The sequence below is a fragment of the Flavobacterium noncentrifugens genome (assembly GCF_900100375.1).
Lineage (GTDB): Bacteria > Bacteroidota > Bacteroidia > Flavobacteriales > Flavobacteriaceae > Flavobacterium > Flavobacterium noncentrifugens.
The window spans coordinates 154465-175789 of the sequence record NZ_FNEZ01000003.1 but is presented as its reverse complement, the minus strand read 5'-3'; the positions used below and the strand labels follow the sequence as shown (position 1 = coordinate 175789).

The 21325-nt window shown below is 44.4% G+C and carries 13 protein-coding genes; 5 read left to right on the top strand and 8 right to left on the bottom strand.

Translation table 11 applies throughout. The features are described from left to right. Window positions 1-96 precede the first annotated feature (96 nt). From BLS32_RS10350 to BLS32_RS10330, 5 genes are all read right to left on the bottom strand, one after another. Complete coding sequence (locus BLS32_RS10350) at window positions 97-522, bottom strand: hypothetical protein (RefSeq protein ID WP_139171747.1); 426 nt, start codon at window positions 520-522, stop codon at window positions 97-99. A gap of 138 nt (window positions 523-660) precedes the next feature. Beyond that, window positions 661-870, bottom strand: a complete 210-nt coding sequence (locus tag BLS32_RS10345) for a hypothetical protein (RefSeq protein ID WP_091395143.1) — start codon at window positions 868-870, stop codon at window positions 661-663. A 162-nt stretch (window positions 871-1032) separates the two neighbouring features. Then, window positions 1033-1887, bottom strand: a complete 855-nt coding sequence (locus tag BLS32_RS10340) for a hypothetical protein (RefSeq protein WP_091395141.1) — start codon at window positions 1885-1887, stop codon at window positions 1033-1035. Between the two features lie 462 nt (window positions 1888-2349). Then, window positions 2350-3108 carry an SDR family NAD(P)-dependent oxidoreductase gene (locus BLS32_RS10335; protein ID WP_091395138.1) on the bottom strand — a complete coding sequence of 253 codons (759 nt, stop codon included), beginning with the start codon at window positions 3106-3108 and terminating at the stop codon, window positions 2350-2352. Window positions 3109-3174: 66 nt separating this feature from the next. Next, the gene (locus tag BLS32_RS10330) at window positions 3175-3927 is read right to left on the bottom strand and encodes an SDR family NAD(P)-dependent oxidoreductase (protein WP_091395135.1); all 753 of its coding nucleotides are present in this window, start codon (window positions 3925-3927) and stop codon (window positions 3175-3177) included. Between the two features lie 108 nt (window positions 3928-4035). On the opposite strand from BLS32_RS10330, the gene BLS32_RS10325 reads away from it, so the two are divergent. Beyond that, complete coding sequence (locus BLS32_RS10325) at window positions 4036-4407, top strand: winged helix-turn-helix transcriptional regulator (protein ID WP_091395133.1); 372 nt, start codon at window positions 4036-4038, stop codon at window positions 4405-4407. 31 nt (window positions 4408-4438) lie between these two features. On the opposite strand, the gene BLS32_RS18470 is transcribed toward BLS32_RS10325, so the two are convergent. Then, complete coding sequence (locus BLS32_RS18470) at window positions 4439-4612, bottom strand: hypothetical protein (RefSeq protein ID WP_170227630.1); 174 nt, start codon at window positions 4610-4612, stop codon at window positions 4439-4441. A gap of 61 nt (window positions 4613-4673) precedes the next feature. Then, on the bottom strand, window positions 4674-9773 hold the full coding sequence (locus BLS32_RS10320) for a T9SS type A sorting domain-containing protein (protein ID WP_091395130.1): 5100 nt from the start codon (window positions 9771-9773) through the stop codon (window positions 4674-4676). A 1263-nt stretch (window positions 9774-11036) separates the two neighbouring features. Here BLS32_RS10320 and BLS32_RS10315 point away from each other — a divergent pair. The 3 genes from BLS32_RS10315 (at window position 11037) to BLS32_RS10300 (ending at window position 19997) form a co-directional block, all read left to right on the top strand. Next, the gene (locus tag BLS32_RS10315) at window positions 11037-11363 is read left to right on the top strand and encodes a hypothetical protein (RefSeq protein WP_139171746.1); all 327 of its coding nucleotides are present in this window, start codon (window positions 11037-11039) and stop codon (window positions 11361-11363) included. 158 nt (window positions 11364-11521) lie between these two features. Then, a complete protein-coding gene (locus BLS32_RS10305) occupies window positions 11522-18949 on the top strand; it encodes a PKD domain-containing protein (RefSeq protein ID WP_139171745.1) in 7428 nt (2475 codons plus the stop codon). Window positions 18950-18959: 10 nt separating this feature from the next. Continuing rightward, complete coding sequence (locus BLS32_RS10300; protein WP_091395117.1) at window positions 18960-19997, top strand: PorP/SprF family type IX secretion system membrane protein; 1038 nt, start codon at window positions 18960-18962, stop codon at window positions 19995-19997. Window positions 19998-20012: 15 nt separating this feature from the next. Here the strand turns inward: BLS32_RS10300 and BLS32_RS10295 are convergent, their stop codons facing one another. Continuing rightward, on the bottom strand, window positions 20013-20354 hold the full coding sequence (locus BLS32_RS10295; RefSeq protein ID WP_139171744.1) for a DUF5763 domain-containing protein: 342 nt from the start codon (window positions 20352-20354) through the stop codon (window positions 20013-20015). A 378-nt stretch (window positions 20355-20732) separates the two neighbouring features. On the opposite strand from BLS32_RS10295, the gene BLS32_RS10285 reads away from it, so the two are divergent. Next, window positions 20733-21305 (top strand): hypothetical protein, encoded by a 573-nt coding sequence (locus tag BLS32_RS10285; RefSeq protein WP_091395109.1) that lies wholly within the window; start codon window positions 20733-20735, stop codon window positions 21303-21305. Window positions 21306-21325: the final 20 nt, after the last annotated feature.

Sequence of the window (21325 nt, the reverse complement as noted above, 5' to 3'; positions counted from 1 at the left end):
AGCGTATTTTATGCTGAACGAAAACGAAGTTATGAAAAAAAACGGTTTCAATTGATACAAAACCAGCCGATTCATTTAACCGCTGTTGTGCGACATTTACCTGTCAAGATGCTTCCATAAATTGCGTTTTGTTTTCGCAAACACATTTTGGTTGTATGAATAATAATCTGGCCCCTTTATATATTTTACTTCTCCATGATCGTAGGTCATAAGGGTATATTCAACTTTGACAATTTGTCCCAAATCGATAATATTTAAAAATTCAAAATCTGAAAATGCAGACGCGCCACTTGGACGTAAATAACAATCCTGTTTAATCAGGGTTTCTGCAACTTTATCATTGGGAAAATAGGTTTTAATCAAATCAATTTGACTTTGAGAACCCTGATTGCCCAATCCGAGTGCAGTTGTCAACTCGCACGTTTCGTTTGTACAATTTGTTCCGCCCATCGCAGCGTAAAAAGCGGCTACAGCTTTTAAATGTTTTGGCAATTTTGAAATTTCAATGGAATCGATTTCCATATTTTCATTTTCCGTAGTTATAATTTTATAATTGACCACTTGCATATTTTTCCCGCTATTGCAGGAAATAAGAAAAACGGCGAATATAAATATTGAAAGTTTTTTCATTTCTGGTTTAAATTTCGGACGTATAGGCATTTAATGACTTAGGCCATTCCTCAAATTTTTTAAATATTCCCGCAATTCGTTTCCTTCAGACGTTTTAACAGTATCAATTATGAATTCTAAACCCATATAGCCTTGAAATAATCTGATGTCATGTATCATTTTATCTGTAAGTGGTTCCCCTAATCTTTCTTCGCTAATTTTTATTATAGCATTCTGCATATTTCTAATACCTTCATCCATTGTGCACGATTTTTTGGAGCTTGCTGTTAACGTTTCGCAGCTGACAGAGGTTGCGGCGACCGAAGCTGAGTATTCTCTGTGACCGCAGACGAAGTTGTGAAAAATAGTGGTTCAATTTACTCAGAACCAGCAATCTCGCTTAGCCGCTGTTGTGCGATGGTTTTATTTTTTATTTATTTTATTCATTAATTCTATTTTGTCACCATTTTTTATATTCATTCCTAGTTGCAAATATTCTAGATTATTCATTTTTTCAAATATTTCAAGATTTTCAATTTCTCCGCCTGAAACTAATTGTAATTTCTTTAAATTTTTTAAAGTATCCAATTTTCCATAATCAATTAGGTTCTTTGCGTTATAAATGAATAAAGTTCTTAATTTTTCTGAATTACGAGGCAAACCATTTAAACTTTCCAATTTCGGCGAATTGTGTAATTCTATTTTGTTTATATTTTTAAGTTTCTCAATTCCATTAAAATTTTTGATACTAGTTTGTACAAGAAAAAGTATTTCTAGATTGTCAAAATTTTCGAATTCAACCAGGTTTTCTTTGTTGTAAAAATGTAATGAAACAGATTTTAAATTTTTACATTCTTTTAAATTTTCAACTTTTCGATAATCACAACCTAATATCTCTAAATTATGAAATTTATTTAAGTTTAATTTTTCAGTAGTTTCGCTGAATGATAATGATTTTAAACTTTTTAAGTTTTCGATTGGTTTTAAGTTCAAATTATTTTGCAAAATTGAAATTTCTTCAACATTAGGTATTTCTTTCAAAAAATCTAAATTTTCGATTTTATCAAAATAAGCATCATTAACTGTAATACATAAAATTTTGTTTTCATTTATGTATTTAACAATTTTAGATATTTTTTTCGGATTAATTATAAGTTGCTTATCATTTTCTGAATTTCCTAAAAAGAATAAGAAGCCATCACAATTTTCTGTCATAGGAAACAAGTTATTTTTCTTATGAATTTGGTTTTTTATAAAGTCTTTTATTTTCGTTATCATATTTTAAGCGGTTTCGCAAACTATCGCACAACTCGGGGTATAAGTGAAAGATAACTAAAAATGTTTAAATCCAATTGACAAATTTTTAACTGTCAGGAAATAATAGCATGCCTTTTCGCATTTTTAATCTTCGACCGAGGTTAGCCAAACGAAGCACAATCGGTATTTAAGTTATTAATAGGAAATTATCTATTATCCATTAATTTATAACGATTCATACTAAAAATTATTAATTATTAATTTAAATTGTTTATCCTTGTCAAACATTAGCGGCAAATACCACTTCATCCACATCATTAAACGCCAGTTACCGGATTCCCCGATCCACTTTACAAGCCGCTGCAAGGCAAAACAAAATTTCCATAGCCTGTTCTCCATTACGGAAAACCGTAAAACAATATGCCTTTTGAAAGGTATGTTTGCTTGTGCATGTTATAAATTTGTTGAGGTTTGGCTTATCCATTAAAAGCCATACATGCCACCGGAAACTGAAATTTGTTCACCTGTAATCCAGGCGGCATCATCTGAAGCAAGGAACACGGCAGCTTTCGCAATATCTTCAGGTTGTCCCCTGCGGCCAAGCGGCGTATTGGAAATGAACATTTTTTCGTAATCACTTCCTTTCGTGACGCCTGCACTTGTGGCACCTTCTGTTTCAGTAGCCCCAGGCAAGATGGAATTAATGCGAACGTTTTTCGCACCCAATTCTTTTGATAACGCAATGGTAAAAGCATCCAATGCGGCCTTGGTTGAGGAATACAATGAAGCATTTGGAAGCGGGTATTTGCTGGCACCCGAACTGATGTTGATGATATTGCCGCCTTTATCTCCGAACAATTTCAACGCAGACTGGATGGTCAATACTGGCCCCAGTACATTGACGTTGAAACTCTGATGGAAAGCTTCAATCGATATTTGTTCGATAGGCGCATATCCTTGAGAAACGGCGTTGTTCACCAGAATGTCCAATGTGCCGAAAGCTTTTTTTGTTTCTTCAAAAAGATTCAATACATCGGCTTCTTTTGATACATCGGCCTGCACCGCGATGGCAGTGCCTCCATTATCGGTTATCGATTTTACAACCTGTTCTGCGGCTTCTTGACTTGAAGCATAATTTACGACCACCTTAGCGCCAGCCGCCGCAAAATGCCTGGCAATTGATGCGCCTATTCCTTGTGAAGAACCTGTAACTACTGCCACCTTGTTTTTTAATGCACTCATTGTTGTTTTTTTAATTATTAGTGTGTGTTTGCGATGCATGGACTATTCAGATCCGGGTATGGCCAATTATTTAGACAGATAAGTCATGCCGCCATCGACGATCAATTCGGCGCCAAGCATAAAAGAGGAATCATCCGAGGCCAGGAAAACGGCTGTTTTGCCAATATCAGCTGGCTGGCCAATCCGGCCGATCGGCATTTCACTTGCAAAGTGTTTTTTCAACCCTTCGAGTTGGTCTGCGGGCACGAACTTTTCAAAGGCTGGCGTATCCGTAGTACCGGGTGTGATTACATTAACCCTGATCTTTCTGGCTAAAAGGTCATTTGAAAATGCTTTCGCGAAAAAGATAACAGCTGCTTTTGCAGCACCATAAAGCCCAAAAGACGGATAGGCGCGATGTGCCGCATTTGATCCGATGAGAATAATGGAGCTGCCGTCATTCATATACGGCAGTGCTTTATTGACGGTGAAATAGACGCTTTTCAGGTTCAGGTCCATTGTTTTGTCATAGTCGGCTTCGCCAAGATGTTCAACCGTTCCAACGGCTCCGCCACCCGCGTTGACTACAAGTATGTCTATTTTGCCAAATTTTCCGGATGTTTTCTTAAACACGTTTTCGAGGTCGGAAATTTTGGTCACATCGGCATTTACCGCTATAAAACTACCGGCGAACTGTGCGGCGGCATTAGCCAGGGTTTCGGGATTCCTTCCCACGATAGTTCCTACTGCGCCCTCAGTTTTAAATTCCTGGGCAATACCCAAACCAATGCCGCTATTACCACCGGTAATTACCGCTACTTTGTCCTTTAATCTATTCATTTTTAATTCTTTTAAATTTGTTACGCAAAGATACTATCAATAGTTTATATTTGTAACCATTACCGTAGGTTCTGGTTACCGGCGGGTAACCACTAATTTTTAGAAAATATGAGAGACGAAAAATTTTGCAGTTCGAATTGTCCGTTTACAAGGGCAATCGGTACGATCGGCAACAAATGGAAACCGATGATTATTAACGTTATGGGAACCCGGAGTATTCGCTTCGGCCAGTTAGATGCCATCATCCCTTTCATTTCAAGGAAGGTGCTAACGGAACAGCTGAAAGAATTGGAAGAAGACGGCATACTGGAAAGGATCGCTTACAAGGAATTGCCACCAAGGGTAGAATATAAGTTATCCGAAAAAGGATTGGCGTTCCTGCCCATATTGGAAGCCATCAAGGTATGGCAACGTGATTTTGAGGCAATTGAAGGTGCAGGCAACTTAGCTGACGTGGGAGATCTAATTCCGCATCAATAAACGCCGTTTAACGGATTCCCCCGGACCCGCTTTAAAAGCCCCTGCAAAGCAAACCGAAATTTCCATACCCTGTTCCATCACGGAAAACCGTAAACCTTTTTCCATAATGATAGTGTTTGTGCATCTCTATTTCAGGACAAGACACTTCTGTAAAATAAAAAACACTGCCCACATCGTTTGATGAAAGCAGTGTTTTTATTGGCATTTTTTAAAGCAAAAAGAAATGCCGGTGGGTATTGTTAGAAGCACCGGCAGTATTTTGGTTTTTAATATTTAACTACTCTTTTTGTAGTTTTTGCACGATCAGATGTAATATTGAAAATATAAACTCCTGATTTCAAGTGCGCAATATCGATTTTTTCAGATTCAGCCGTAAGTCTTTTCTGCATGATTACCCTTCCATTTAAATCATATACCGCGACTGAGCAATTGCTGTGGGTTGAAATCTCCGGGATCTTGATTGCTACCTGAGATGAAGCCGGGTTGGGGTAGATGGTTACACCGATACTGCTGAAATCTTCCATTTTCAAATCTGGGGTAACGGTCAGTTCGGCGGAATTGGAATTCACTGAACAAGTCGAACCGTTTGACACGCTTACCCTGTACAAATAACCATCAAAAGTTTCAGGTACATTTGTCAAGGTCAGTGTTGTGGTAGCAGCCCCGGAATATACAGGGTTCGTGCCTCCATCCGCAACATCTGTCCATGAAGTTCCATCGATGCTAACCTGCCACTGGTAACTTGTAGCATTTGAAGCTGCTATGCTAAAAGTAGCATTGGCTCCTTCTGTAACAGAAATAGCCACTGGCTGTAAAGTGAGGTTTATTGGCGCAGCTTCTGTTATCGTGATGGTCTTAACAATTGCGCATGCATTCGCATCTGTAACAGTCACATTATATGTCCCGGCAACAAGTCCAGTTGCAGTCGCAGCATTTCCACCAGACGGTGACCAGGAATAAGTGTATGCACCTGTTCCCCCGGTTGCCGTTACGCTTGCAGTACCGGTGGCAGCACCATTGCATAAAATATCAATTTGCGAAGTAGTGGCGGTAATGGCATCCGGCTGGGTAATGGTAAACGAAAGTGTAGCCGTACAGCTGTTTGCGTCAGTGACCGTTACGGTATAAGTACCTGCCGCTAGGCCGGTTGCCGTAGCAGCAGTTCCGCCACTTGGCGCCCATGAATACGTATAATCTCCGGCTCCGCCAACTGAGGTTACCGATGCCGAACCGTTTGTTCCGCCGTTGCAGGAAACATTAGTTTGTGCTTCAGTAGTGGTAATGGCATCCGGCTGGGTAATGGTAAAAGAACGTGTAGCCGTACAGCTATTTGCGTCAGTGACCGTTACGGTATAAGTACCGGCAGCAAGGCCGGTTGCCGTAGCAGCAGTTCCGCCAGTTGGCGCCCATGAATAGGTATAATCCCCGGCTCCGCCAATTGCGGTTACCGATGCCGAACCGTTGGTTCCGCCGTTGCAGGAAACATTGGTTTGTGCGTCAGTAGTGGTAATGGCATCCGGCTGGGTGATGGTAAACGAGCGTGTAGCCGTACAGCTATTTGCGTCAGTGACCGTTACGGTATAAGTACCTGCCGTTAGGCCGGTTGCCATAGCAGCTGTGCCACCGGAAGGCGACCATGAATAGGTATAGCTTCCGGCTCCGCCAATTGCGGTTACCGATGCCGAACCGTTGGTTCCGCCGTTGCAGGAAACATTGGTTTGTGCGTCAGTAGTGGTAATGGCATCCGGCTGGGTGATGGTAAACGAGCGTGTAGCCGTACAGCTGTTTGCGTCTGTGACCGTTACGGTATAAGTACCTGCCGTTAGGCCGGTTGCCGTAGCAGCAGTTCCGCCAGTTGGCGCCCATGAATAGGTATAATCCCCGGCTCCGCCAATTGCGGTTACCGATGCCGAACCGTTTGTTCCGCCGTTGCAGGAAACATTAGTTTGTGCGTCAGTAGTGGTAATGGCATCTGGCTGGGTAATGGTAAACGAAAGTGTAGCCGTACAGCTGTTTGCGTCAGTGACCGTTACGGTATAAGTACCTGCCGCTAGGCCGGTTGCCGTAGCAGCTGTTCCACCACTTGGCGACCATGAATAGGTATATGCGCCGGCACCGCCGCTGGCAGTAACCGTAGCTTCTCCGCCAAAACCTCCAAAGCAGGCAATATTTGTTTGCGATAAAGGGTTTACAACGAGCACCGAAGGCTGTGTTACCGTAGCATTTACGGTTCCTGTACATCCGTTAGCGTCTGTGATTGTAACAGAGTAGCTGCCTGCGGCAAGCCCTGTTCTGTCTTCAGTAGTAATGCTACCGCCCCAGTTGAAAGTGTAAGGTGCGGTTCCTCCCGATGGTGTCAGGTTGATGGTCCCGTTTGAGCCTCCGTTGCAGGCAATATTTGTAATTACCGTTGTTCCTGATACCGCAGTTGCAGGCTGGGTTACCGCAGCATTTACGGTTCCTGTGCATCCGTTAGCGTCTGTGATTGTCACGGAATAGCTGCCTGCGGCAAGCCCTGTTCTGTCTTCAGTGGTAATGCCACCGCCCCAGTTGAAGGTGTAAGGTGCGGTTCCTCCGGATGGCGTCAGGTTGATGGTCCCGTTTGAGCCTCCGTTGCAGGCAATGTTTGTAATGACCGTTGTGCCTGATACAGCAGTTGCAGGCTGTGTAATGGTAAATGACTGTGTTTTCGTACAGGAATTGGCATCGGTTACCGTTACGGTATAAGTACCAGTCGTTAAGCCCGTGGCCGTAGCAGCTGTTCCGCCACTTGGCGACCATGAATAAGTATATGCGCCGGCACCGCCGCTGGCAGTAACCGTAGCTTCTCCGCCAGAGCCCCCAAAGCATGCAATATTTGTTTGCGATAAAGGGTTTACAACGAGCGTCGAAGGCTGTGTTACCGCAGCATTTACAGTTCCCGTGCATCCGTTAGCGTCTGTGATTGTCACGGAATAGCTGCCTGCGGCAAGCCCTGTCCTGTCTTCAGTAGTAATGCCGCCGCCCCAGTTGAAAGTGTAAGGTGCGGTTCCTCCGGATGGCGTCAGGTTGATCGTCCCGTTCGAGCCTCCGTTACAGGCAATATTTGTGATTACTGTTGTTGCTGATACTGCAGTTGCAGGCTGTGTTACCGTAGCATTTACAGTTCCTGTGCATCCGTTGACGTCTGTAATTGTCACGGAGTAGCTGCCTGCGGCAAGCCCTGTCCTGTCTTCAGTGGTAATGCCACCGCCCCAGTTAAATGTGTAAGGTGCGGATCCTCCGGATGGCGTCAGGTTGATCGACCCGTTCGAGCCTCCGTTGCAGGCAATGTTTGTAATTACCGTTGTTCCCGATACCGCCGTTGCAGGCTGTGTTACCGTAGCATTTACAGTTCCTGTGCATCCGTTAACGTCTGTGATTGTCACGGAGTAGCTGCCTGCGGCTAGCCCTGTCCTGTCTTCAGTGGTAATGCCACCGCCCCAGTTAAATGTGTAAGGTGCGGATCCCCCGGATGGCGTCAGGTTGATCGACCCGTTTGAGCCTCCGTTGCAGGCAATGTTTGTAATTACCGTTGTTCCTGATACCGCCGTTGCAGGCTGGGTGATTGTAAATAATTGTGTCGCTGTACAAGAGTTGGCATCGGTTACCGTTACGGTATAAGTGCCAGCTGATAAACCGGACGCAGTAGCGGCTGTTCCACCCGAAGGAGACCATGAGTAGGTATAGCCAGCAGTACCTCCTGTTGCGGTAACTGAAGCTGTACCATTGGAACCGCCGAAGCAGGATATGTTGGTTTGTGAGGCAGCCGTCACTGAAAAAGCAGTTGGTTGCGTTACTGTAAAACTTTGAGTAGCGGTGCATCCGTTAGCATCGGTGACCGTGCACGTCCATGTACCTGCGGTTAAGCCGGTAACCGAAGTGGTCCCGTCACCAGTTGGGTTTCCCGGAGTCCAGTTGTACGTGTATCCAGGTGTTCCTCCGGTTGGTGTATTGATTGCCGCAGCACCATTAGAGCCGCCGAAACAGGCAATATTGGTTTGTGAAGCAGGCGTTACCGCAACCGCATTTGCAGGCTCTGTTATGGTCACGGTGTGGGTTTTTGTACAGGAAATATTATCTGTAACCGTAACCGTATACGTTTGCGCACTAAGGCCACTGGCAGTGGCTGCTGTTCCGCCATAAGGAGACCATGAGTAGAAATAAGGTCCGATCCCTCCGGAGGCTGATAACGTTGCTGAGCCATTGCTGCTTCCCTTACAGGAAACATTAGTCTGAGAAGTAGTAGTGACAATTGTATTCGGCACTGTTAGTGTTCCTGCATTTGAATTAACAGAACCTGAATTAGTGGCCACACAGCGATATAAATAGCCACTCATTCCGGCCGTGGCTGCTGTGATAGTCAAAGTTGCAGTAGTTGCACCTGAATAAGGTGCGCCATTAGAAATATTTGTAAATCCGGAACCGCTATTAAGTTGCCATTGGTAACCGGTAGCATTGCTCGCCGTAATTGCAAAGGTGGTATTACCTCCAACACAAATTGTCCTATTCGGCGGATTGCCGGTAATGGTTGGCGATGACCCGATAAAGGTAGCGCCTGAAGGCATCGTGAGCGATGTAGCAGAATTGGAAAGTGTCCAGTTTGCCTGATTCATAACTCCAGCTCTTATTGCGGCAGCATTACTAAATGGCGCGCCAGTTCCACTAAATTTACCCGATGTAGCTACGGTATTTCCTGTTACCGTTCCGGTATAGAAAGCGCTCGTCCCGCCTGTAAGGCCTGATGGTAAAACAGAAGAGTTTGGCCCATCTGCACAAGCCGGAGCGTCCCAACTTGTTTGAGTGGTTCCGACACCGGCATTACAATAAAAATAATGCAGTCCCGAGATAAAAGTGACACCACTACTTTCAGGAATACCAGTACCTCCCTGAAAGGCCGTAACCTGATCCCCTACGTTCGATAATGACAATCCGTTTGCAGGAGTGCCTTCTCTTAAAGTAACCGTACCATTCGCGGTTAGTACACCGGTACCTGTGTTGTAAACGGAAGCTGAAAGACCTTTTATTACTATCTCTGTTCCCAGGGGAATAGCGGTTCCTGAGGTCCAGGTAACAGTAGCTTCTGTAGAACCGGCCGCTTGCCAGACACCACTGCCAAAATAACCACGGTCTGTAAAATTAATTGTTGTACCTGCGGAGATATTGGTAAGCAGCACAATGGAATAAACATCACCCGCAGCCGGAGCGGGATTGGAATCGTATCCCGTGAAGATGATATCTCCGGCGGACAATGTCGTTTGAGCGTTACCTAAGTAACTCTGCAAAAGTATCCCCAGAATAAAGGAGACCGTTGCAAAACTTTTAAATTTGGGGTAAAGTTGTTTCATAGCAAAAATATATTAGTTAAAAAAAGGTAAAATTGTTGTTCAGGTACACAAACACTGCAATGGATAGTCTCAGTGAATCACTTGTTATGCAGCAAGTTTCGTATCATGTTTTGTTTTATAAACGGCGTATTTTCTCCCGGCATAACAGTAATGATTGCTCATTTTTTCACTGTTCTTACCTTGTCGATCCAGCCAATAAAACGTTTAAAAAAAAACATATAAGCGTGATGCGGCAGAAGCAACGATTCGGAACATGGATTAAATTTTCTTTGAGACCAGATAAGATGTGTAAACTATTTCACAGCAGAAACTTTGAAACAGAAGCACTTCAAAGACGACACAGCATTTACTGTGACGGCCTGTCAAAAAATAAATCGTAAGAATCAGTTGAAATTTTCTACCTGGTGTTTAATGGGATCGGCTTGGTAAAATTGAAGCCGCTAAAAAAAATAGAAGATCGGGGTGTCGTGCTTGCTTGATTTCTGAAATAAAGCAAGACAATTGTCTAAATTAAGTATTCCATAAATAGTTGATGTCGTTAAGTTTATAAAAATGAAATGGGGATTTCAGGTCGCAAACATACGAAAAAAATGATAAGAGATGTGAAAATTTAGTTAATTTTCGAGGAGATGCATTTTTTTTAGGCAGGCATGGTAGCTTCAGGTGGCTTTTCTTACTTCTCCAATCTTTTCAGAATTAAAGTGACTCTAAATGGCCTGCATAATCTTATGAGGTGGTTTCGTTGCTCCGGTCATTTGGTGCTATCAATGCCGTGTATCGTATTCAGATATCCAAAGCGTTAGTGCACAACCAAAATGGATACGCAGTAGCTTTAACCATCGACTTATTAAAATAATTATCCATTATCCATTGTCAATTATCAATTAATCCCTATCCTTGTCAAACATTAGCGGCAAATACCACTTCATCCGCATCATTAAACGCCAGTTACCGGATTCCCCGATCCACTTTACACACCGCCGCAAGGCAAAACAAAATTTCCATACGCTGGTTTCCATTACGGAAAACCGTAAAATAAATTCCTTTTAACTAACTAAGTTTGAAACATCTTAACAACGATGCGGTACTTTCATGTATTTAAGCGTTTTTTTAAGTGTTTCATCGAATATTACAGTTACGAACGCAATAGTCCCTATTTATTTGTTAAAATTACGCCAAGTAAATACCACACTTAATAAAATACCCGCCAAAACCAGGCCTTTCGGTCATAAGTTACCCGCCAGAACCTAAAACAAACAAATAATGAAAAAAACAATGTGGTGCCGCAAGGCGCTCATCTTGCTTTGGCTTTGTGGTATGGCCGGCTGTCAGGAAAAAACCGAGAATCTTTCGGTTCACACGCCTGCATTATCCACTTCTAATATGTTGATGCCTGTGATGAACAGCCATGCTGCCGAAAATACTGCAGCGGATGATGCTGTGATTTACGTGTGTAAAAGCGCGGGAGCGAAACGGTATCATTTTAACAGCAACTGCCAAGCGTTAAAACGATGCAAGCATAAAATTGAGCAATCCAGTGTTGGCGATGCCGAAAACATAGGTTTAACCATGTGCGGCTATGAAAAATAATTCGCATGGTAATCCATTACAAATGCCTTGAATTAAGATTGTTACACATCTACTACCATCGGATTTTCTAAATTTAAATACACCACTTAGTGAAGCAGCTTTACATTTTTCTATTAGTTTTATTTTCCTTTTATACCAACGCTCAAAACAGTTTGCAATTGGCACCGCCAGTTGTGGATTTTACTTTTACAAACGACAATACTTGTTCAGGTACAAATATTCAATTTACGTCGACATTGACTGGCACTGGACCATTTACTTATTCTTGGGATTTTGGAGATGGGACACCTTTAGTAACGACTGTTTCCGCGAACCATACATTTAATAATGCTATTGGTTGTGGTAACCAACCTTATAGTGTTGTGTTAACAGTCACAGACATCAATAACGCCGTCACGACCAAAACCAAAGTGGTCACGGTAAAAAGGAAGGTAGACGTTGGTTTAGCTGATGTTGATGTTTTTTTTCCATTTAGTAATTGTCATAATAATCCGACTGCCGCAACGCCGAATTATACATTAACTGTTAATAACATTTCAACAAGCAGTTCTTGCACAACTTCTTATACTCTTAATTGGGGGGATGCCACAATTCAAAATAATTTACAGTTTACTGATTTTCCTTTAACGCATACATATACCCAGCTTGGATCTTTCAACTTATCTATTACTGCGAATGCCTCAAATGGTTGCAATAATGTAAAGACGTATGTTGTAGCAAATCAAAGCAATCCTGCCGGAAGTTTGGGTACTTTGGGCTCTACGACAGGTTTGTGTGCGCCTGCCACAGTACCATTTACAATTACAAACTGGGAGCTTAATTCACCCGGGACAACTTATGAATTGGATTTTGGTGATGGGCAATCGGTAACATTGACACACCCATTAGCTTCCAGTACCATTTCACATACATACCTTATATCATCATGTCCTGCTCCGAGTTTTACTGCCGTACTAAATGTAATTAACGCTTGTGACACAACACCATATACGGCGGGAAATATACAAGTTCGGATTAAGCCTAAAGCCTCTTTTACAAATCCCCCTAATGCCTGCATATCTGATAACGTCTGTTTCACAAACACCACCATAGGCGGAAATTCAGGTTCTACATGTAGCACTTTAGCCACATATGTTTGGAACTTTGGCGACCCTGCCAGCCCAACCAATATAATAAATCAGACTTCCGCGACACCTATTGCGGCGTGCCATACTTTTTCAGGTCCCGGTATTTACATGGTAAGTTTAACAACTAATAATCCATGTGGACCGGATACGTTTACAAATACTATCTGCATCGAAGGCCCCGCCACACCCTCATTTACATTAAATTCCACAAATGGTTGCACGCCTCAAACTATAACTGCAAACAACACTACCACAGTGGCGAATGCCTGCACACCTGCCACTTACCAATGGACTGTCACTTATGCAAGTGCCAATTGCGGCTCAGGCGCTACACCTCCGTTTTATGCTGTGGGTTCTACGGCAACCTCTACAAATCCTACATTTAATTTTACGACGCCAGGAAACTACACCATATCATTAACCGCAACGAATTCCTGCGGAAGTGTCACTTCTGCATCCCAAACGGTTGTAGTCAAAAAGCCACCAACCGCTATCATCAATCCCATTAACGATTTTTGCGGAGTCGGGAGCATTACGCCTTCAGCGGCAATAGACGGATGCGCACCGGCAGGAACCAGTCTTACTTATGCGTGGAGTTTTCCCGGAGGTCTGCCTGCCACTGCAAATACCGCGAATCCGGGAACGATCATTTATAACACGACGGGTACATTTACCGTATCGCTTACTGTAAGCAATGATTGCGGTAGCTCTGTTGTTTCAACAAAAGCCTTTACCATTAACGTCGCTCCCACAATTACAAACACACCGTTAACACAGGCCATTTGTTCAGGAATGCAAACCGCTCTGGTAGTGCTCACAGCCACACCCGCCTCGGCGACCTTTACATGGACGGCAACAGCCACTCCCGGTGTTACGGGCTTCATCAATTCAGGGAGTGGAAATATTCCAATCCAGACTATTACAACCACAGCGGCTACCGCTGGAACAGTAACGTATCAAATCACACCTATAGCGGGCACTTGTCCGGGTACTGTTGTAAGTTATACAATCGTAGTCAATCCCGCGCCAAATTTTACAAGCCAGCCTGCATCGAGTGCAGTTTGCCAGGGCGGAACACCGACAGCCTTAACAGTGGCCCTTTCCAACGCGGCAGCGCCGCAATACCAATGGTACAGCAATCCATCAAACAACACATCAGGAGGCACACTTATTCCGGGCGCTACCAGTGCAACTTATGCTCCGCCTTCAACTGCTGTCGGGACATTATATTACTATTGTGTGGTAACACTTTCTTCAGGTGGATGCGCCAACATCATTTCAAATGTTGCACAAGTAGATATTACAGTACCTGTAATTATCAGCTTGCAACCGACGGCCACCCAGAACATTTGTGCAGGCGGTTCAATTGCAGCGCTGACATTGAGTTATTCCGGTGGAACTGGGACGGTTTCATACCAGTGGTTTTTAAACAACACCAACAGCAATACCGGAGGCACCGCAATTGCTGGGGCTACAGCAAATGCTTACACGCCACCAGTCTTTTCCGCTGCCGGAAGCTTTTATTATTATGCAGAAGTAACACTAACGGGAAGCAACTGTGGAACGGTAGCCACGACAACTGCTGAAGTGTTGGTTTCAGCCGACCCTGTAATAAGCGCACAGCCCATAGTAACCCAAACCCTTTGCCAGGGTGTCACGCCGACACTTCTTACTGTAACAGCAACGGGTGGCGTAGGGACGCTGAACTATCAATGGTACAGCAACATTGCAAACAACTCAACTTCGGGAACGGCAATTTCCGGAGCCACTTCAAATACTTTTTCACCGCCGGTAACCATTACAGGAACATTATACTACTACTGCCTCGTATCTCAATCTGCTGCCGGTTGTACGGTGGTAAGCGCGACAGCGGAAGTGATTGTTAAGGCATCACCAGTCATAACTACCCAGCCCCAAAATCAAACGGTTTGCCAGGGCGGAACTGTTCCGGCTCTAACAGTAGCTTACACTAACGGCGTTGGAACACCCAGCTATCAATGGTATTCCAATACGGCAAATAACAATACAACAGGCATTCCGGTAACCGGAGCAACAGCAGCCACTTTTATCCCAACGGCAGCTACTGTTGGAACATTGTATTATTATTGTATCATCACCTTGCCGCCATCGGGTGGTTGTTCTGCAATTGTATCAAATTCCGCAGAGATAATCATTACCTCAGGTATTTCCATTACTTCCCAGCCATTGCCATCGCAGGATCTCTGTGTAGGTGCTGCAATACCAATACCGTTGACGATTGCTTTTACAGGTGGTACCGGAACGGCAACTTACCAATGGTACAGCAACACTACCACTTCAAATACGGGTGGGACGTCACTAACAGGCGAAACAGCTGTCACTTATACGCCCCCGGCTTTTTCAGCCGCCGGCACATTTTATTATTATCTGGTGCTGACTTTAAGCGGAAACGGCTGCGGCGCAGTAGCCAGTGATGTGGCAACGATTAATGTTTTTGCCGATCCGGTTATTTCCATACAACCAATGGTTACTCAGACATTATGCCAAAGTGCCTTACCGGCTGCATTGACTGTAACCGCTGCTGGTGGGGTTGGGACTTTTTCGTACCAATGGTACAGCAATCTGTCAAACAACAACACGGGAGGAACAGCATTAACCGGCGAAATTTCCGCCACATTAACACCACCAACAATTGCAGTAGCGACAACATACTATTACTGTGTAGTCTCACAAACCGGACTTGGCTGTGGAACGACCAGCAATACCGCAGAAGTCGTTGTCATTGCAGCTCCTGCAATAGTCAATCAGCCATTAGGAAGCACGGTATGCGTGGGGGGCACGCCCGATATACTTTCTGTCACGTATGCAAATGGCACAGGCATACCCGCATACCAATGGTACTCAAATGCAGTTGACAACACCAGTTCAGGCACTGCGATAGCAGGTGCAGGAAATGCTTCCTATGCGCCGCCAGGCAATACCGTCGGCACTACTTTTTATTATGTGATCATCACATTGGCTTCGTCTGGAGGCTGCTCTGCAATCACGTCACAAACGGCAGCCGTTACAGCTACGGCGGCTGCAACCATAAGCACACAACCGCTGCCAAGCCAAAGCCTTTGTGTAGGTGCAACAATCCCAGCCGCCCTGACTGCCGCTTACACCGGTGGTACCGGAACACCTTCATGGCAATGGTACACCAATACCAGTTTGTCAAATACAGGGGGGACATTAATATCCGGTGCTACGACGGACAGCTACACACCGCCGGCTTTTAATGCTACAGGAACTTTTTACTTTTATGCAGCAGTTACATTAACTGGTAATGGTTGTGGCGCGGTAGCAACGGATCCCGCTGTCGTAAATGTGGTTTCTGATCCGGTAATAACGACTCAGCCATTGGCATCTCAAACCCTCTGTCAAAATGCCACGCCGCAGACATTAGGAGTGGTCGCATCGGGAGGTGTAACCGGAGCAGCATACAATTATCAATGGTATTCCAATACGGCGAACAACAATACGACAGGAACTCTTATAACAGGCGCTACGAGCGATACCTATATTCCAAATACTGCAAGTACCGGTACAATTTGGTATTATTGCATCGTGACACAGCCAACGGCACAAGGGTGTGAAACTATTAGTGCCACTGCCGAAGTGCTTGTGAATCTGGCACCTGCATTTACGATGCAACCGCTTTCAAATACTTTGTGCCTAGGCCAGTCTACGCCGCCGCTCAGCGTTGCTTACGCCAATGGCGTAGGTGTCCCGCAATACCAGTGGTATGCAAATGCGGTTAATAATACGACAAGTGGAACGCTGATTGTCGGGGAAACCGCAGCTGTTTTCAATCCGCCGGTTTCCAATATTGGCACGACTTTTTACTATTGCATTGTTACACTTCCTGTAGGAGGGTGTTCGGCGATTATTTCTGATACAGCAGAAATCACAGTTGATCCAATTGCTGTAATTGCTGCGGCAGCACCGGTGATTTGCAGCGGCAATGCATTTATAATAGCGCCGGATACTATTGCAGGTAACACGGTGCCCGTTGGAACGACTTATACCTGGCTCACACCGATAGTAAATCCGCCCGGATCGGTTGCAGGTTTTGCCGCAGAAGCATCACCCCAGGTTTCCATAAGCCAAACATTGACCAACACTACTTTAAACCCTGCTACAGTAACCTATATAATAACGCCACTTTCAGGTATATGTATAGGGGCTGATTTTACAATTACTGTCACGGTAAACCCTTCGATTAGTCCAGGAGTTGCGGTAACAGACAGTAAATGTTATCTGGCCAATAACGGTGCCATAGATACCAATATTACCGGAGGAATTCCGTTTCCGACAGGACCGTCTTACCTCGTAAGCTGGACAGGTCCGGGTGGTTTTAATGCTTCGTCAGACGACATTGCAAACCTCGCACCTGGTGCTTACACACTCACGGTAACTGATGCCGGAGGCTGTCCGTTTACCCAAACCTATACGGTAACTGAGCCCGCAGAAATCATCATTATGACCGATTTCGAAAAAGACGTTACCTGCTTCAATGATGCGGATGGAGCCGTAACAATTTCCGTTACCGGAGGAACTTTGCCTTATCGCTACACATGGCTGAAAGATACCTTTCCTTTTGCGACTACAGAAGACATTGCAAATCTTGCACCTGGCGTGTATTCTGTCTCGGTTACAGATGCCAACAATTGTGGCCCGGCTACTGCGATCTTTACGATTACTGAGCCGCCGCTACTGACCGTTGCTCTGGCATCGCAAACAAATGTTTTGTGTTACGGTTATGCAACAGGAATGATTGGCATCAATGTGGCAGGCGGAACACCTATAGCACTGGCTCCGGGCGTTTTTGATTACACTTATGCGTGGACCGGGCCGGGAACTTTTACGGCAACCACACAAAACCTTTCAAATGTGATTGCAGGGACTTACAACCTTACCGTGACAGATGCGCATAACTGCTCGCAAAACCTCAGCGTCACGCTTACACAGCCTGCGGAAATTGTAATAACGGCAACTACTACACCAATCACCTGTTATGGCGCCAACAATGCCAGCATCAGCCTTGCGATTAGCGGAGGCGTAGCGCCTTACGTTACTGCCTGGAGTAATTTTGCTACAGGAACATACCAGAACAATCTTGCAGCAGGTACTTACATTATTACGGTAACAGATGCAACAAACTGCCCGAAAATCATAAACGTCATCATCCCCGAAGCACCGCTGTTTTTAATTACGCCCGTAGTAAAAGAGATTTCATGTTACGGCGCCCATGATGCTTCCATCAACCTGAATTTTGTAGGTGGAATAACCCCGATCGCACTAACCTGGAATGACGGCAGTACCTCCGGAACGGTACGCAACAACTTAGGGCCTGGAACTTATACTGTCAATATCGTTGACGGCACACCTTGCACGATCAACCGCACCTTTATCATCGTTGAGCCGCAGCCATTGGCGCTTACTGCAAATACAACCAATGCTTTTGATTGCAACGATGCTAACAGTGGCGCCATCAACCTGCTGGTTTCGGGAGGCATTCCGCCATTTTCATACGCCTGGTCCAACGGTGCGGTTACTGAAGACCTCAACAACATTTCGGCAGGAAATTACCAGGTTACGGTAACCGATGCCCGCGGCTGTATCAAATCTGAAACTTATAGCATTAGCCGCCAGCCGCCTATTGTCATTAATATAAACACAGAAACCACGCCGGACTGCGATGCCCATACCGTGGTACAGCGTTTTATAGCTGCGGTCTCCGGAGGAATTCCTCCGTATGTACTGAGTTGGTCGAGCGGAACCATCAACGGGGCCAACAACGAAATTATGCAAACTACTACCAACGGTGCTGTAGTTTTGACTGTTACTGACAGCCATGGCTGCACTGCCAATCACACCGTAAATGTAGAGACACCGGTGCTGGGCTATAATACCTTTGATACAGCGTCTTATGCGTATTCAACTTATGGGATTTATTCCGTTGTTGACCCTGTGCAATTCCACAGCGATGTAACCGGCGATTATATTGGCATTTCATGGGATTTTGGGGATGGTACTTTTTCAACAGAACTGAGTCCGTCGCATGGGTATACGAATCCTGCGGATTATATTGTAACGCAAACGGTGACTTATCCATTCGGCTGCATTTACATCCACAAAATATCATTGCTTGTTGAGAAAGGCTATTTGTTGGTTGTTCCAACGGCATTTACTCCCAACGGCGATTCGCTGAACGATTATTTCAGGCCGGTAACCAAGGCATTAAAGAATGTACGACTTGATATTTACGATACCTGGGGATCATTGATTTATTCTGAATCGGGTGAAAACCTCAAAGGCTGGGATGCGAAAATCAAAGGTTTTGAAGCAGAAAACGGGAATTATTTTGCGAAAGTAAGGGCAGAGACTTTCTACGGATTCATTGTCAAAGAGGAACATCCATTCGTACTCATCAAATAAAAGCCATCAAATGAAATTAAAAGCACTATTTACCCTGTTGGTATTTGGGATGTTTGGAAGGGCAGTCGCCCAGGATCCGGTATTCACACAATATTTTCTCGTTCCCGAAACCATCAACCCCGGATTTACGGGTTTAATGGACACCTGGCATGCAGGTATCCTGCACCGCACCCAATGGCCGGACGGCAATCGGCGCATGGATACTGAATTTGCCTTTGTCAATGCGGCGGTTGGTGCCAACGCAGGAATTGGGGTTACGGTCATGAACCATTCTGAAAAATTTACCGGCTACAATTTTTTCCAATTCAACGGTGTATATTCTTATAGGGTCAGTATTGGTGACGAATGGAATTTCCGACCGGGAATCGAAGCAGGGTATGGCACCAAGAATTTTGGCTTTGGAGGATTGCTTTTGGAGGACCAGGTAAACATCAATACAGGAGAGATCAGCGCCGGGAGCATTGATCCCAATGTGATGCGCGCAACCAACAGGATTAATTTTTTCGACATATCGGCAGGATTTCTTTTTGACAAAGAGGATGTATGGTTTGGAGCAACCCTCAAGCATTTAAATAAACCGGACATTTCATTTACGGAAAATGGCAATGTGCCTTTAGACTTGTTCCTGTCTGTTCACGGAGGCTATGCCTTTAATATTTACGACACACGCACGATGTGGATGCCCGAAGACACCAAGTTGCTGCTGACCGCCAATTACATGCGCCAGACGCAGTACAACCGGCTGGACATCGGAAGTGCGTTGATTTTTAAAGCATTCACCTTTGGGGGTACGGCTGTGCTCAACCCGGAAGGCAAAAGCGACAACAGCCACTTGCTGACTTCGATAAATGCGTTCGGTTCGCTACAGGCCGGGCACTTTGTATTTGGCTACTCGTATGATTTCAATACTTCAAAGTTGGGTCCGACACGCGGTGTTTACGAGCTGTCGCTAACCTGGCAGCTTGATTTTAACCACAAATGCTGGGGCTGTCCGAATTATCAGGTGGAGTTGAGAAGCGATGGTAGGGCAGGATATCAAAGGCGTTAAATTGAAACTTCGTAACTAATCCGGATTGTGCTGGAAACAATAGCCGTTTGCAATACTGGTCATGTGCTTGCATCTGTTTCCGGCCTTTGTCGTTCCTTTGCATTGCACGGTGTTCGATTCTCCTTTTGCCTTTTTTTGCGGCAGGATATTTAAACTTGCAGCGGTAGGAGGATGGCAGATTTTACAGGCATCCAGCCCCAATTCAACAGCATGGGTCAAAGTAATTTCTTCAGATACGTTATTGACCATACGGCAAGTAGCTAGATGGTATTTTTCACCGGATGGCGTTTTGTAGACGGACTGGCTATGTACAGCCATTGTAAAAAATAGCAAACCGAGTATCCTAAGGTATTTCATGTGAATTGAAATTTAAACTTCTACAATATCGAACTTTATAATCGAATGCCCGACATTTTCCTTCACCTTATTTCTAAAATTATCAACCACTAATTAAAAAATTACAACTATCCATTGCCAATAATCAATTAATTTCCTATCCTTGTCAAACATTAGCGGCAAATACCACTTCATCCGCATCATTAAACGCCAGTTACCGGATTCCCCGATCCACTTTAAAAGCCGCCGCAAGGCAAAACAAAATTTCCATACCCTGTTTTCCATTACGGAAAACCGTAAAACAATATGCCTTTTCAAAGGTATGTTTGCTTGTGCATTGTTCGAATCATTTGCCGCCCTGTCGTATGGAAATAAAAAAATGAACCAAAACAAAAAAATATGAAAAGTAACCTCACTTTCTTCATGCTGCTTGCGGCACTTTATACTTCAGCACAAGACAAAACCTTATCGACGGCATCACAGTTCATTAACCGATCATCATACGTCCAGATCAATATGGACGAAAATGAAAAAGCCACTTTTAAATCCGGCCTCGGAGAAACCGTAAGCTTTTATCCTTCAGAGATTATTGACCTGAAACTAAACACCACCATGCTCGGCTTGCAGGTAGAATCTACATACATCACCGAAACTCAGGGAATGACGACTACAACTGCAAAAGAAACAGCCTGGGTTGGCGTCGAAGAGATTGACGACCTGGTTATTTGGTTTGAAAAATATGTCATCCCAAACCTCGATGTAGCTGCCGGAAAAAAGAAAACCGTCAAATATATTTTCAATTGCGAAGAACTCACGCTGAAGTTTGAAGTCTATGACAGCCGCCAGGTGTTTTCCGTCATTTTAAACAATTCGTTCTTTCCGGATAAATACTTTTGGACAGAAGCGAAAGTAAAGGATATTCCGAAAGTGGTGAGTGCCTTGCGGTATTTGCAGGGGAAGAGGAAATTGTAGCAAAATGAAATTAATTACTA